Genomic DNA, 13,729 nt, shown 5'->3' with positions numbered 1-13,729 from the left:
TTTATTTTTCCCTAATGATTTTTTTCTTCAGCGTATTCCGCTATAATCGCCCGATTAAAATCAATCTAAAAATCCACCGCACTTTATGAAACTTTACGCGAACAATAAATGTCTTGATTTAAGCGTTCCTAAGATTATGGGAATCCTTAATTTTACGCCTGATTCTTTTTCTGATAGCGGACAATTCTTTAGTTTGGATAAAGCGCTTTTTCAAGTTGAAAAAATGTTAGAAGAAGGTGCGACAATTATTGATATTGGTGGTGAATCTACACGCCCTAATGCGGATGAAGTCTCTGAACAAGAAGAATTGCATCGTGTTGTGCCAGTAGTGGAAGCGGTGCGAAGCCATTTTGATTGCTGGATTTCTGTCGATTCTTCAAAAGCAGTTGTGATGCGTGAATCGGCAAGTGTTGGAATGGATTTGATTAATGATATTCGTGCTTTGCAAGAGCCAAATGCGTTAGAAACAGCGGTAAAACTAGCTTTGCCTGTTTGTATTATGCATATGCAAGGGCAACCTAGAACGATGCAGGTAAATCCTCATTATGAAAATGTCGTACAAGATGTATTAGCTTTTTTACAGAAACGTACTAATGAATGCCTTTCTGCTGGCATTAAAAAAGAAAACTTAATTTGGGATATGGGATTTTGCTTTGGCAAATCTGTACAGCATAATTATCAATTATTACAAAATCTGAATGAATTTTGTCAGAATAGCTATCCTGTATTAGCAGGGCTATCTCGCAAATCAATGATTGGCGCAGTGCTTGATAAGCCAGTCGATCAGCGAGTGATAGGTAGTGTGGCAGGTGCGCTTATTGCAGCGCAAAAAGGCGCAAAAATTTTACGCGTACATGATGTTGCTGCAACATCAGATATGCTCAAAGTTTGGCAGGCAACAGAAAATGCCTGATGGTTTTATAACGATAAAAAATTAAAGGAATTGTATTATGGCAAATCGTAAATATTTTGGAACAGATGGTGTACGTGGAAAAGTAGGTAGTTATCCAATTACACCAGATTTCGCATTAAAATTAGGCTGGGCTGCAGGAAAAGTATTAGCTTCTCAAGGTTCTAAAATGGTTTTAATCGGTAAAGATACCCGAATTTCTGGATACATGTTGGAATCAGCCCTTGAAGCAGGTTTAGCTGCAGCGGGCTTATCTGCGGCATTTACCGGCCCTATGCCTACACCTGCTATTGCTTATCTAACTAGAACTTTCCGTGCTGAAGCGGGTATTGTGATCTCAGCCTCTCATAATCCTTATTATGATAATGGCATTAAATTCTTTTCAGCAAAAGGGACTAAATTACCTGATGAAATTGAAGAAGCCATTGAAGCGATGTTAGAGCAACCGATGGATTGTGTGGAATCTGCTGAATTAGGTAAAGCAAGTCGTATTAATGATGCAGCAGGACGCTATATTGAGTTTTGTAAAGGCACATTCCCCGCTCATTTAGGCTTGGAAGGTTATAAGATCGTGGTCGATTGTGCAAATGGTGCAACCTATCATATTGCGCCTAACGTGTTGAGAGAGCTTGGAGCGGAAGTTATTGAAATTGGTACGGATCCAAATGGTTTGAACATTAATGAAAAATGTGGCGCAACGGATGTAACAGCATTGCAAGCTAAAGTTGTTGAAACTAAAGCTGATGTTGGTCTAGCTTATGATGGCGATGGTGACCGCATTATGATGGTCGATCATTTAGGAAATAAAGTTGATGGTGACCAAATTCTCTTTATTATTGCGCGTGAAGCGTTGCGCTCAGGTCAATTAAAAGGCGGTGTCGTTGGCACATTAATGAGTAATATGAGCTTAGAGATTGCGTTGAAAATGCTTGGTGTTCCTTTCTTACGTGCAAATGTAGGTGACCGTTACGTATTGGAAAAAATGGTTGAAAACGATTGGACGCTTGGTGGTGAGAATTCAGGACATATTATCATTGCGGATAAAAATACAACTGGCGATGGCATTGTTGCGTCATTAGCTGTATTGGCGGCAATGGCACAGCATAAATTATCATTAAATGAATTAGCGAGTGCGGTTAAATTATTCCCACAAGTGTTAATCAATGTACGTTTTGCAGGCGGGGATAATCCACTTGAAAGTGATGCCGTGAAATCTGTTGCCGCAAACGTTGAAAAACGTTTAGAAGGCAAAGGTCGTATTTTATTGCGTAAATCGGGTACGGAACCACTTATTCGCGTTATGGTGGAATGTCAAGATGCTGAACTTGCACAACAATGTGCAGAAGAAATTGCAGAAGTAGTTAAATCTCATTAATTTTTTAACCGCACTTTATTTAGTACGGTTTATTTTTATCAAATGCTTAGGAAAGCAAAATGAATATTTTTATTATGCGTCATGGCGAGGCTGAAGTAATGGCTAATAGTGATAAAGCTCGTCGCTTAACTGCCTATGGTATTAAACAAGCCTTTACTCAGGGGCAATGGTTAAGAAAACAGTTAGAGTTAGCCACGCCAGATCGTATTATTATTAGTCCTTATGTGCGAGCACAAGAAACTTTCGAGCAGGTAAATCAGGCTTTTAATGGTGAACTATCATCAAAAATAGAAATTTGGGACGGTGTTACACCTTATGGCCATGCAGAAATGGTGACGGATTATTTTTCTGTATTGCGTAATGAAGGTATAAAATCTATATTTATTATTTCTCATTTACCTTTAGTCGGTGAAATTGTAGCGGAGCTCTATGGAAAGCGAAATCCAATCAGTTTTTACCCAGCGACTATTGCATATTTAAATTGGTCTGGACAATATGCAAAAATTCTCATGTATAAAAATGCAGATGCATTGATCTAATTGTGTTATTAATAATCAAATTAATGGTTATTTATCTTTACAAAAAATAAATATTTTCCATGGAACTTTATAAATATGCTTTATTTATCAATTGGTTAGTTGTATTTTTATTTGTAAAGATTTTTAAAGAAATGTAAATTTTTATTTTACCTATTTCCTTTTTAAGAAATATGCGTAAACTACGCCACACAAAGCAATAGGGCTTTGCAAAATGAATACTAGATGGAGATTTATCATGAAAAAATTAGCATTAGCTGCATTAGTGTTGGGTTCAACGGTCGCTTTAACCGGTTGTTTTGATAAAGATGAGGCAGCACAAAAAGTTGTAGAGGCAAAACAAGCGGCAACTTCAGCTGTTACGGATGTGAAAGAAGCTGCAACTAATGCTGCAGCAGATGTAAAAACTACTGCACAACAAGCTGTATCTGATGTGAAGGATATGGCGAGCAACGCTGTAGATTCTGCAAAATCAGCTGCAGCAGAAAAAATGGCTGAAACTAAAGATGCAGCTATGGCTAAAGTTGAAGATGCGAAGAATGTGGCAATGGAAAAAGTTGAACGAGCCAAAAATGCAGCGTCTTCAAAAATGGAAGAAATGAAACAATCTATAGGTGAAAAAGCGAATCAAACAATTGATGCGGTGAAAGAAGCTACTAAATAATTTTGTGATTAAATAGAAAAATCCCTATTGTGAATTCAATAGGGATTTTTTAGTTTTAGTATTTGATATTATTTTTTCCAGATAACATGAAATTCACGATTTTCTTCTCGGTGAGAAATTAAAAATTTTGCAAATATATCGTCCATTTCATCTTGATTGTTTACTAATCCAACCCAAATCTCGGCATATTCATTCGGATCGATGAGTACGCCAATTTCGTCTTCCCAGTTATCGGCAGTTTCTACAAACTCAACACCTCCTCGTTCTTCAAATTGTAGGTTGAAGAGAAGGATATCGGCTGGATCAAGATTTTCACTTGCCATTTCTAGAAAAATATCGTACGCAATATCAATTGCTGTATCAGGATCAAGTTTTTTAATTTCAGTCATCATAAAATATTCTCATAAAACTAAGGGGTATTTATTGGTAATTTTATTTCTCGAATGTTCATTGAAAAGCCATCAATAATGAGTAATCTACCACATAAATTTTTGCCAATTTTTAAACGCACTTTAATTGCTTCTAATGCTTGAATAGAACCAACAATCCCAACAATTGGGGCTATTACTCCTGCTTCTACACAACTTAATATATTCTGCCCAAATAATTTACTTAGTTCACGATAGGTTGGTGTATTTGATTCATAGGTAAAGACTGAAATCTGTCCTTCCATTCGGATTGCCGCACCAGAGATTAAGGGAATATGCGCTTTCTCGCATTGGCGATCAAGTTGATTGCGAATATCGACGTTATCAGTGCAATCTAAGACAAGATCAAAGTGCGGTATTAATTTGGCCAGTTTTTCTTCGGTTAGTTTTTCATTTATTGTTTGAATCTCAATATGTGGGTTAAGCTGTTCTAGGGCTATTTTAGCAGATTCAACTTTTGGCATATTCAGTCTAGCATCACAATGAAGCACTTGACGTTGTAGATTGGAAAGTGAAACATGATCAAAATCTAATAGGGTTAGGTGTCCTATACCTGAAGCGGCTAAATATTGACTAGCCGCACAGCCTAATCCACCTAAACCTATAATGAGCATTTTGCTCTCTTTTAGTTTTTCTTGTCCTTCAAAATCAATCGATTTAAGAATAATTTGCCGGTTATATCGTAACTCTTCTTCGTAACTTAATTCAGTCATAGGTTACCCCAATAAATGATTGAAGAGTTCTATGGTTACACGTTCACCTGCTGATACATTGCCACGCTCTTGTTCTAATACAATAAAACAATTACTTTTTATGAATGCACTAAATAAGTGAGATCCTTGAAACCCAACAGGCTTAACCTCAATTTGTCCTTGTGAGTTGATGTGATAAAAACCTCGTTGGAAATCTAAGCGACCAGGAGCTTTTTTTAAGTTTGTTGAAGCAATTGCTGAAAAACGTGCTGGATTTTTCCATTGTTTTTGACCTTGCAATTTTGCAATAAGGGGCTGAACGAGTTGATAAAAAGTCACAAGTGCAGAGACAGGGTTACCAGGTAAGCCACAAAACCATGCATTTTCTAGTTTACCAAAAGCGAAAGGTTTACCAGGTTTAATGGCAAGTTTCCAGAAATTAATTTCACCTACTTTTTCTAATACTGTTTTAGTGAAATCGGCTTCTCCAACAGATACTCCACCACTGGTAATCACTAAATCAGCCTGCTTTTGTGCAGATATAAAGGCTTTTTCAAATTCAGCCTTATTGTCTGGTAATAATCCTAAATCAATAACTTCACAATGAAGTTTTTCTAGCAGTAATTTTACGGTGAATCGGTTTGTATCGTAAATCTGTCCAATTTGTAACGGTTTACCTACCTCGACAAGTTCATCCCCAGTGGAAAGTATGGCTACTTTTAATCGATGATAACATTTTACGTCTGAGATACCTAAAGAAGCTAATAATGGTAAAGAAACGGCATTTAATTCATCACCTTGTGTTAATACTATATCCCCTTTTTTAACATCCTCTCCAATACGACGAATATTTTGATTGATTTTAGGTAATTCAGAGAAGGTGATTGTTCCGTCTTCATTTATGTTGACTTGTTCTTGCATTACGACAGCATCAGCGCCTTCAGGAATCATTGCCCCTGTCATGATTCTTATTGTACTCTGAGCAGGCCATGAGCCTTGAAATGGTATTCCTGCAAAGGATTTACCTGCAATAGAAAGGGTCAGTGATTTTTCTAAATCAGCTAAACGTACAGCATAGCCATCCATCGCAGAATTATCGAAAGAAGGAACATTAATAGGGGAAATAACATCTTCTGCACAAATTCTATTAGCGGCTTGTTGTAAATTAAGTGTTTCAACTTGTGTGGGAAAGGAGAGCTGTTCTAGCATATTATTACGGGCTTGATCCAACGTGAGCATAGAGATTCCTTAATTAAAGTAAAATTTAAAGTATTGTAGTCTGAAAAATCTTAAAACTAAAGATTTCATTTTACTTAGTGATTTTTCTCATTTTGCGTTCGCTTTATCCTTTGTTAGAATAACGCATTATTTTTTTAGGAAAGACTGTTATGACCGATATTTCACAAGATGCAATAAGTGTGCGCAATGCTTTAATTGCTAAGGGCATTGAAACGCCGATGATAGATCTAAACCAATGTAAAGAAGTGCGTCGCTTAGGTATTGCAAAACATATGCATGAAGTGATGAAATTAATTGGATTGGATTTGCGAGATGATAGTCTTGAAGAAACACCTAATCGTTTGGCAAAAATGTTTATTGATGAGATTTTTAGTGGAATGGATTATGCAAATTTCCCTAAAATGACAAAAATTAAAAACCAAATGAAAGTGAGTGAAATGGTGCAGGTTAATGATATTACATTGACGAGTACTTGTGAGCATCACTTTGTGACGATTGATGGTAAAGTTTGTGTGGCATACTATCCAAAAGATTGGGTTATTGGTCTTTCGAAGATTAATCGTATTGTGTCGTTTTTCGCACAGCGTCCACAGGTACAAGAAAGGCTAACAGAACAACTTCTCACAGCTTTTCAAACTATTTTAGAAACAGATGATGTCGCCGTTTATATTAAGGCAACACACTTTTGTGTGAAAGCGCGGGGAATTAAAGATACAAATAGTTATACTATTACCTCTGCTTATGGAGGCGTATTTTTAAAAGATCGTGATACGCGTAAAGAATTTCTTGCTACTATTCAAAAGTAAAATGGAAAGAAAATCGCCGCACTTTTTGACAAAAGGCGGCGTTTTTATTTATCCAAAAGATTTTCTCTCTTGATTTAATAGATAGTTTGGCGGTAGTTCAGGCGTAGAATCTTGTTCATCAAAGGATTCAATTTCAGGTTTGAGATAAAACTCTGTCGCTTCATGATTGCTTTTCATTTTGCCTAATAATTGTGGCTGAAGTTTTACAAAAGTACTATTCGGTGCAAGCCAGATGCCGATAAATGCCTGATTAAATTTAGCATCAAAATCATGTTCCAAAACAGTGTCATTTAATACGAAGTAACCTTTATCGGGTAAGGCAATGTAGTTCAAGATATCGTTTGGTGAGAAATCTGGAAATGTGGATTGCATTTCTTTAAGCCAGCTTTGAGTATCGCCATCATTAAGTTTTAAGGTTTCGATTTCTTTAATAAGCGTAATCGCAAAATTTTTCCCTTCAATGGGTTTTTCATATTTGAACGAGAGCATTAATGGGCGTTCATTTTCTTGATAAGTACCCGTTTCAGAAAATAAACCAATGGTATAAACATGGAACGGCCCCCACGTGTATTCGGCATTTCCAATGGGTTGCCAATGAGCAAAAGGTGCGGCAGAAAAAAACGTGATTATTGCCACAAATAGGGATTTCATTTTCATAATAAATTGCCGTGAGTAAAATTGTGTTGATTATAACAAACCGCATCAAAAAACAAATGATAAACGAGTAAAAAGGCGAGTAATTTTACTCGCCTTTAATATTACTGATGTTAATTTGTACGGTGAATTATTTTAGGCTACCCACCATATCTTCTGGGCGAACCCATTTATCAAAATCTTCAGCAGAAACTAAGCCTAAATTAATCGCTTCTTCACGCAATGTTGTACCATTTTTGTGTGCAGTTTTTGCAATTTTAGCTGCGTTTTCATAGCCAATATACGTATTAAGTGCGGTCACCAACATCAATGAATTTTCAAGTTGTTGTTTAATTCGAGGATAGTTTGGTTCAATACCCACTGCACAGTGTTCATCGAAAGATACGCAAGCATCACCCAATAATTGAGCAGATTGTAAGAAGTTTGCAATCATCACAGGGTTAAACACATTTAATTGGAAGTGACCTTGTGAACCCACAAATGCGATAGTGGTGTCGTTACCAAATACTTGTGCGCAGACCATTGTCATCGCTTCGCATTGAGTAGGGTTGACTTTACCTGGCATGATTGAAGAACCCGGTTCATTTTCAGGAATTAAAATTTCGCCAATCCCTGAACGAGGGCCTGATGCTAATAGACGAATATCGTTCGCAATTTTAAATAAACTCATTGCTAATTGACGTAATGCACCGTGAGTTTCAACAATCGCATCATGAGCGGCTAATGCTTCAAATTTATTATCTGCGGTGACAAACGGAAGTGCGGTGAATTTTGCTATGTAATCTGCCACTTTCACATCATAGCCTTTCGGCGTGTTCAAACCTGTGCCAACAGCTGTACCACCTAATGCTAATTGACTTAAATGCGGAAGAGTATTTTTTAATGCTTTTAAGCCGAAATCTAATTGAGCCGCATAAGCCGAAAATTCTTGACCTAATGTGAGTGGCGTTGCATCCATTAAGTGAGTGCGGCCAATTTTTACCACGTTTTTGAAGGCTTCAGATTTTGCTGCAAAAGTTTTTTGTAAACATTCAACACAAGGAATGGTGTGGTCAACTACTTTTTTATATGCCGCAATGTGCATTGCCGTTGGGAAAGTATCGTTTGAAGATTGTGATTTGTTCACATCATCATTTGGGTGAATAATAGATTTTTCACCTAATTTACCACCGTTTAACACATGTGCACGATTTGCAACTACTTCGTTCACATTCATATTGGATTGTGTACCAGAGCCGGTTTGCCAAATAACGAGTGGGAATTGATCATCTAATTTATTTGCTAAAATTTCATCACAAGCCTGTGCAATTAAATCACGTTTTTCAAGAGGTAATACACCTAAATCATGATTAGCAAATGCGGCTGCTTTTTTCAAATAGCCAAAAGCTTCGATAATTTCATGTGGCATTGAGGCGGCAGGACCAATTTTAAAGTTATTGCGTGAACGTTCAGTTTGTGCAGCCCAGTATTTATCTGCTGGAACTTGAACTTCACCCATTGTGTCTTTTTCAATACGAAATGCCATTCTGTACTCCTATGAATTGAATGAAAATTAAAACTGGATTGATTTTAACACTTCCGAGTTATGAGTGGAACGTAACAAAAACGTTAAAAATCAGTTTTGTGACATAGATCATAAAAGTGCGGTGGATTTTCACGCATTTGTAATAATGTATATTTAATTATTTATTTTTTAGGGTTTTTTCGTTAGAATTTTACCCTTTTTATAGGGCAAGATTGAGAAAATAACGGGGCTAAAATGGCAAAAACTGCACAATTTTACATTCTTACGGAAGATTGTACGTTAACTGTTGAAGAAATAGCCTGTAATCTTGCTGCCTCAATATGGCGATCAGGGAAAAAAGTATTGATTAGCTGTGAAAGTGAGACTCAAGCGCTAGAGATTGACGAGCGCTTGTGGCAACGAGATCCTAATGAATTTGTTCCGCATAATTTATCGGGTGAAGCCACACAATATCCCACACCGATTGAGATTTCATGGCTTGGGAAACGAAATTTACAACGCCGTGATGTGTTAATTAATTTGCAACAAGAAATCCCAGATTTTAGCCATAGTTTTACCCAAGTTATTGATTTTGTACCGAAAGATGATGCCTTAAAAACACAAGCTCGAGAACGCTATAAACAATTACGTCTGCAAGGTTGGAATCTTTCTACTGAAAACGTGGGTTAATAAATGAACGACATTACCTTTTATCAACGCTTTGAAGCCGATATTCTCGCCGGGCGTAAAACCATTACGATTCGGGACAAATCCGAAAGCCATTTTAAAGCAGGTGATATTTTGCGTGTTGGGCGGTTTGAGAATAATCAATATTTCTGCACCATTGAAGTGTTAAGTGTGTCACCGATTACCCTTGATGAACTGACGGAACAGCATGCGAAGCAGGAGAATATGAGTTTGGTGGAATTGAAAGATGTGATTCTAGGGATTTATCCAAATGAAAATCACTTCTATGTAATAAAATTTAATTTAATTAGTCTAAATTTATGAATGATATTGTTAACAAAGGCTCTTTAAAAGATATACTGGAAGATATAAATAATCTTATAAATAAAATTGAAGAGCTAGGGTTAGAAAAAAAGATTAAAAATACAAAAGTATATAAATGGCTTTCTTCCTTAGAAAATGAGTTTAACAAGAATTCTGAAGATGATATAAAGCGACTTATTAAACTAAATAAGTATAGAGGAGTGTTAAATTTTATTATAAAAAATAGCTCTAATATAAAGCCAACAACGATAAAGGAAATAATATCTGGCTCAGAACTTATTTTAGATGATAGTGATAAATCGGAAAACTATCTTTTTGAAATTGATATTGCAGATAGAATTACTAAAAGCATAGGAAGGGGGGATGGACTCGTTGACTTAAATTCTAATACAGACATTATATTTGACAATAAAATTTTTGTTGAGTGTAAAAAAATACATGGGGAGAATTCATTTAAAGATAATCTTAAGAAAGCAAACAAACAGATTCGAAATGTTAAATTAAATTTAGATCAAACAGCATTTGTTGCATTAGAGCTTACTGATGTTTTTAATAAAAATGATGTGCTTGAATTATCACATAAGGTTTCTGAATATTTTAGAATTAATTATAAAGAATTAGAAAGTTCAGGAAATTATACAAATGATCTTAATTTTAGAAAGATTATACAAAGTCTATTTAATAGTAAATTGGAATTTTTATTTCAAAATATGATAAAAGAGTTTTATAGAAAAAATAAAGGATTTAAATTTGATGACCACATCATAGGAGTTTTTTACCAATATGATACTTACTTTAGAACTTCTACTTCCGATTTGATTGCTATTAGAGGTGCGACATTTTATCCATTAAAGGAAGAATCAAGAGATTTTTTTATGAGATTAGTAACTGGAATTTAACTAACAGAGAAAAATATGACACAAAAATTCGAAATGGCAGACCGTTTTAATCCGTCTGCGGTAGAGCAAGCCCTTTATCAACATTGGGAAGAGAGCGGTTATTTTAAACCGTCTGAAAATGAAAACGCACCGAGCTATTGCATTGCGATTCCGCCACCGAATGTAACGGGTTCTTTACATATGGGGCATGCTTTCCAACAAACCTTAATGGATACCTTAATCCGTTTTAACCGTATGGAAGGGCATAACACCTTATGGCAAGCGGGGACAGACCACGCGGGTATTGCGACCCAAATGGTGGTGGAACGTAAAATTGCCGCAGAAGAAGGCAAAACCCGTCACGATTATGGCCGTGAAGCATTCATCAACAAAATTTGGGATTGGAAAGCCTATTCAGGCGGCACAATCAGCCAACAAATGCGCCGCTTAGGCAACTCCATCGATTGGGAACGTGAGCGTTTTACCATGGATGATGGTTTATCCAATGCGGTAAAAGAAGTGTTTGTTCGCTTGCACGAAGAAGGTTTAATTTACCGTGGCAAACGCTTAGTAAACTGGGATCCAAAGCTCCACACTGCGATTTCTGATTTAGAAGTTGAAAATAAAGAGAGCAAAGGTTCCCTTTGGCATTTCCGCTATCCGTTAGCGAACGGTGCAAAAACGGCAGATGGTAAAGATTATTTAGTCGTCGCCACCACGCGTCCGGAAACCATGTTGGGCGATACGGCGGTTGCGGTGCATCCAGAAGATGAGCGTTATCAATCTTTAATCGGTAAAACGGTGGTTCTACCATTGGCTAATCGCGAAATTCCGATTATTGCTGATGAATATGTGGATCGTGAGTTCGGTACCGGTGTAGTGAAAATCACCCCAGCGCACGACTTTAACGACTACGAAGTGGGTAAACGTCACAGCTTGCCGATGGTTAACGTGTTAACTTTAAATGCGGATATTCGTGATGAAGCCGAAATTATTGGTACTGATGGAAAACCGCTTGCCGGCTATGAAGCAACTATTCCTGCGGATTACCGTGGCTTAGAGCGTTTTGCTGCACGTAAAAAAATCGTGGCAGATTTTGAAGCGCTGGGTTTATTAAATGAAATTAAACCACACGATCTCAAAGTGCCTTATGGCGACCGTGGTGGCGTGCCGATTGAGCCGATGCTAACCGACCAATGGTATGTGTGTGTGAAACCGCTTGCAGATGTGGCGATTAAAGCGGTGGAAGACGGCGAAATCCAATTCGTGCCGAAACAATACGAAAACCTTTATTTCTCTTGGATGCGTGATATTCAAGACTGGTGTATTTCTCGCCAACTTTGGTGGGGACACCGTATTCCGGCGTGGTATGACGCAGAAGGAAACGTTTATGTCGCGCGTAACGAAGCAGAAGTGCGGTCAAAATACAACTTAGATTTTGCGATTGAACTCAAGCAAGATGAAGACGTTTTAGACACGTGGTTCTCATCAGGCTTATGGACGTTCTCCACTTTAGGCTGGCCAGAGCAAACTAAAGAACTCAAAATGTTCCATCCAACGGATGTGTTAATCACTGGCTTTGACATCATCTTCTTCTGGGTTGCGCGTATGATTATGTTTACGATGCACTTCGTAAAAGATGAAAACGGCAAACCTCAAGTACCATTCAAAACGGTGTATGTAACAGGCTTGATTCGTGATGAGCAAGGCCAAAAAATGTCGAAATCGAAAGGTAACGTACTTGACCCAATCGATATGATTGACGGTATCAGCCTTGAAGATTTACTTGAAAAACGTACTGGCAACATGATGCAGCCGCAATTGGCAGAGAAAATTGCTAAAGCAACGCGCAAAGAATTCGCTGAAGGTATTGCAGCTCACGGTACAGATGCATTACGTTTCACATTAGCTGCATTGGCTTCAAACGGCCGCGATATCAACTGGGATATGAAACGTTTAGAAGGCTACCGTAACTTCTGTAACAAATTATGGAATGCAAGCCGTTTTGTATTAACAAATGAAAAATTAGATTTAAGCGAAGGCGAGATCGAATTCTCATTAGCGGATCGTTGGATTCAATCAGAATTCAACCGCACAGTGGAAACTTTCCGTAATTCATTAAGCCAATATCGTTTTGATCTTTGTGCCAATGCGATTTATGAATTTACTTGGAACCAATTCTGCGACTGGTATTTAGAATTGACTAAACCAGTATTTGCCAACGGCAATGCCGCACAAATCCGTGCGGCAAGCCAAACTTTGGTTCATGTGTTGGAAAAATTATTACGTTTAGCACATCCGCTCATTCCATTTATTACCGAAGAAATTTGGCAAAAAGTGAAAGGATTCGTGGACATCACTGCTGATAGCATTATGTTGCAACCTTTCCCACAAGTGGAAGAGAACGGTTTTGATCCAGAAGCAGAAGCTGAAATTGAGTGGTTAAAAGAAGTGATCGTTGCTGTACGTAATATTCGTGCAGAAAGCAACATCGCACCAAGTAAAGGCTTAGATCTGTTATTCCGTAATTTAAGTGCAGAAAACGCAAAAATTCTCGAAAAACAGACCGCTCTTTTAAAAGCCATGGCGAAATTAGACAACGTTCAGGTGTTAGCTGCAAACGAAACAGCACCGCTTGCGGTAGCGAAACTCGTTGGCAATGCTGAATTGCTTGTACCAATGGCTGGCTTTATTAATAAAGAAGCAGAGCTAGCGCGTTTAACTAAAGAGATTGAAAAATATCAAAATGAAGTTAAACGTATTGAAAGTAAACTCAGCAATGAAGCTTTCGTAGCGAAAGCACCAGAAGCGGTGATTGCGAAAGAACGTGAAAAACAAGCAGAATACCAATCTGGATTAGAAAAAATCCAAGAGCAGTATAAAGCGATTGAGGCGTTGTAGTTTTTGATATTAAAAACAGCTAATTTATTAAATATAGATTAGCTGTTTTTTTATTCATAATAAATTTTATTTAAGCGATATAAGACGTAAGGTTATTATTCGTTCAAATTAAAGTGATTTTACTGTATAGA

General features: G+C 37.2%; 14 protein-coding genes. 9 read left to right on the top strand and 5 right to left on the bottom strand.

The window, feature by feature from the left end:
- The first annotated feature begins 85 nt into the window (after nucleotides 1-85).
- The 4 genes from folP to KP713_RS01495 all read left to right on the top strand — a co-directional run bounded on the left by folP (nucleotide 86) and on the right by KP713_RS01495 (nucleotide 3,485).
- Nucleotides 86-913 carry a dihydropteroate synthase gene (gene folP, locus KP713_RS01510; RefSeq protein WP_215769648.1) on the top strand — a complete coding sequence of 276 codons (828 nt, stop codon included), beginning with the start codon at nucleotides 86-88 and terminating at the stop codon, nucleotides 911-913.
- Between the two features lie 37 nt (nucleotides 914-950).
- Nucleotides 951-2,285 (top strand): phosphoglucosamine mutase, encoded by a 1,335-nt coding sequence (gene glmM, locus KP713_RS01505; RefSeq protein WP_215769647.1) that lies wholly within the window; start codon nucleotides 951-953, stop codon nucleotides 2,283-2,285.
- Nucleotides 2,286-2,344: 59 nt separating this feature from the next.
- Nucleotides 2,345-2,824: a phosphohistidine phosphatase SixA gene (gene sixA, locus KP713_RS01500; protein WP_048952572.1), complete on the top strand. Its 480-nt coding sequence runs from the start codon at nucleotides 2,345-2,347 to the stop codon at nucleotides 2,822-2,824.
- 235 nt (nucleotides 2,825-3,059) lie between these two features.
- Nucleotides 3,060-3,485, top strand: a complete 426-nt coding sequence (locus KP713_RS01495; RefSeq protein ID WP_215769646.1) for a hypothetical protein — start codon at nucleotides 3,060-3,062, stop codon at nucleotides 3,483-3,485.
- Nucleotides 3,486-3,553: 68 nt separating this feature from the next.
- Here the strand turns inward: KP713_RS01495 and KP713_RS01490 are convergent, their stop codons facing one another.
- From KP713_RS01490 to moeA, 3 genes are read right to left on the bottom strand one after another with little or no spacing between them, the layout of a single operon-like run.
- Nucleotides 3,554-3,874, bottom strand: a complete 321-nt coding sequence (locus tag KP713_RS01490; RefSeq protein WP_179222760.1) for an HI1450 family dsDNA-mimic protein — start codon at nucleotides 3,872-3,874, stop codon at nucleotides 3,554-3,556.
- Nucleotides 3,875-3,894: 20 nt separating this feature from the next.
- A complete protein-coding gene (gene moeB / locus KP713_RS01485) occupies nucleotides 3,895-4,626 on the bottom strand; it encodes a molybdopterin-synthase adenylyltransferase MoeB (RefSeq protein WP_215769645.1) in 732 nt (243 codons plus the stop codon).
- A gap of 3 nt (nucleotides 4,627-4,629) precedes the next feature.
- Nucleotides 4,630-5,844, bottom strand: coding sequence for a molybdopterin molybdotransferase MoeA (moeA, locus tag KP713_RS01480; protein WP_215769644.1), 1,215 nt, complete (start codon nucleotides 5,842-5,844; stop codon nucleotides 4,630-4,632).
- A gap of 149 nt (nucleotides 5,845-5,993) precedes the next feature.
- Here moeA and folE point away from each other — a divergent pair, with 149 nt between their 5' ends.
- Nucleotides 5,994-6,650, top strand: coding sequence for a GTP cyclohydrolase I FolE (folE, locus tag KP713_RS01475; RefSeq protein ID WP_215769643.1), 657 nt, complete (start codon nucleotides 5,994-5,996; stop codon nucleotides 6,648-6,650).
- Nucleotides 6,651-6,698: 48 nt separating this feature from the next.
- Here folE and KP713_RS01470 read toward each other — a convergent pair whose 3' ends face one another.
- Together KP713_RS01470 and fumC are read right to left on the bottom strand one after the other, a co-directional pair.
- Nucleotides 6,699-7,307, bottom strand: coding sequence for a chalcone isomerase family protein (locus KP713_RS01470; RefSeq protein WP_215769642.1), 609 nt, complete (start codon nucleotides 7,305-7,307; stop codon nucleotides 6,699-6,701).
- 127 nt (nucleotides 7,308-7,434) lie between these two features.
- Complete coding sequence (fumC, locus tag KP713_RS01465) at nucleotides 7,435-8,829, bottom strand: class II fumarate hydratase (protein ID WP_215769641.1); 1,395 nt, start codon at nucleotides 8,827-8,829, stop codon at nucleotides 7,435-7,437.
- A gap of 234 nt (nucleotides 8,830-9,063) precedes the next feature.
- Between fumC and KP713_RS01460 the strand changes: the two genes are divergently transcribed.
- The 4 genes from KP713_RS01460 to valS are packed head-to-tail and all read left to right on the top strand — an operon-like array spanning nucleotide 9,064 to nucleotide 13,598.
- Nucleotides 9,064-9,498 (top strand): DNA polymerase III subunit chi, encoded by a 435-nt coding sequence (locus tag KP713_RS01460; protein WP_215769640.1) that lies wholly within the window; start codon nucleotides 9,064-9,066, stop codon nucleotides 9,496-9,498.
- A 3-nt stretch (nucleotides 9,499-9,501) separates the two neighbouring features.
- Nucleotides 9,502-9,819, top strand: a complete 318-nt coding sequence (gene yqfB, locus KP713_RS01455) for a N(4)-acetylcytidine aminohydrolase (protein WP_215769639.1) — start codon at nucleotides 9,502-9,504, stop codon at nucleotides 9,817-9,819.
- Entirely contained in the window at nucleotides 9,816-10,718 is a 903-nt protein-coding gene (locus tag KP713_RS01450) for a hypothetical protein (RefSeq protein WP_215769638.1), read from the top strand. The genes yqfB and KP713_RS01450 overlap by 4 nt, the downstream gene beginning before the upstream one ends.
- A 15-nt stretch (nucleotides 10,719-10,733) precedes the next feature.
- Nucleotides 10,734-13,598, top strand: a complete 2,865-nt coding sequence (gene valS / locus KP713_RS01445) for a valine--tRNA ligase (RefSeq protein ID WP_215769637.1) — start codon at nucleotides 10,734-10,736, stop codon at nucleotides 13,596-13,598.
- Nucleotides 13,599-13,729 lie beyond the last annotated feature (131 nt).

Origin of the sequence: Haemophilus sp. SZY H36 (assembly GCF_018829625.1) — a bacterium.
GTDB lineage: Bacteria > Pseudomonadota > Gammaproteobacteria > Enterobacterales > Pasteurellaceae > Haemophilus > Haemophilus haemolyticus_K.
The sequence above is the reverse complement of the archived record's forward strand: the minus strand, read 5'-3'. Positions and strand labels throughout refer to the sequence as shown.

Excerpts from the sequence above, each read along its gene's own strand:
- folP (WP_215769648.1), top strand. The coding sequence starts at position 86 with ATGAAACTTTACGCGAACAATAAATGTCTTGATTTAAGCGTTCCTAAG.
- glmM (WP_215769647.1), top strand. The coding sequence starts at position 951 with ATGGCAAATCGTAAATATTTTGGAACAGATGGTGTACGTGGAAAAGTA.
- sixA (WP_048952572.1), top strand. The coding sequence starts at position 2,345 with ATGAATATTTTTATTATGCGTCATGGCGAGGCTGAAGTAATGGCTAAT.
- KP713_RS01495 (WP_215769646.1), top strand. The coding sequence starts at position 3,060 with ATGAAAAAATTAGCATTAGCTGCATTAGTGTTGGGTTCAACGGTCGCT.
- KP713_RS01490 (WP_179222760.1), bottom strand. The coding sequence starts at position 3,874 with ATGACTGAAATTAAAAAACTTGATCCTGATACAGCAATTGATATTGCG.
- moeB (WP_215769645.1), bottom strand. The coding sequence starts at position 4,626 with ATGACTGAATTAAGTTACGAAGAAGAGTTACGATATAACCGGCAAATT.
- moeA (WP_215769644.1), bottom strand. The coding sequence starts at position 5,844 with ATGCTCACGTTGGATCAAGCCCGTAATAATATGCTAGAACAGCTCTCC.
- folE (WP_215769643.1), top strand. The coding sequence starts at position 5,994 with ATGACCGATATTTCACAAGATGCAATAAGTGTGCGCAATGCTTTAATT.
- KP713_RS01470 (WP_215769642.1), bottom strand. The coding sequence starts at position 7,307 with ATGAAAATGAAATCCCTATTTGTGGCAATAATCACGTTTTTTTCTGCC.
- fumC (WP_215769641.1), bottom strand. The coding sequence starts at position 8,829 with ATGGCATTTCGTATTGAAAAAGACACAATGGGTGAAGTTCAAGTTCCA.
- KP713_RS01460 (WP_215769640.1), top strand. The coding sequence starts at position 9,064 with ATGGCAAAAACTGCACAATTTTACATTCTTACGGAAGATTGTACGTTA.
- yqfB (WP_215769639.1), top strand. The coding sequence starts at position 9,502 with ATGAACGACATTACCTTTTATCAACGCTTTGAAGCCGATATTCTCGCC.
- KP713_RS01450 (WP_215769638.1), top strand. The coding sequence starts at position 9,816 with ATGAATGATATTGTTAACAAAGGCTCTTTAAAAGATATACTGGAAGAT.
- valS (WP_215769637.1), top strand. The coding sequence starts at position 10,734 with ATGACACAAAAATTCGAAATGGCAGACCGTTTTAATCCGTCTGCGGTA.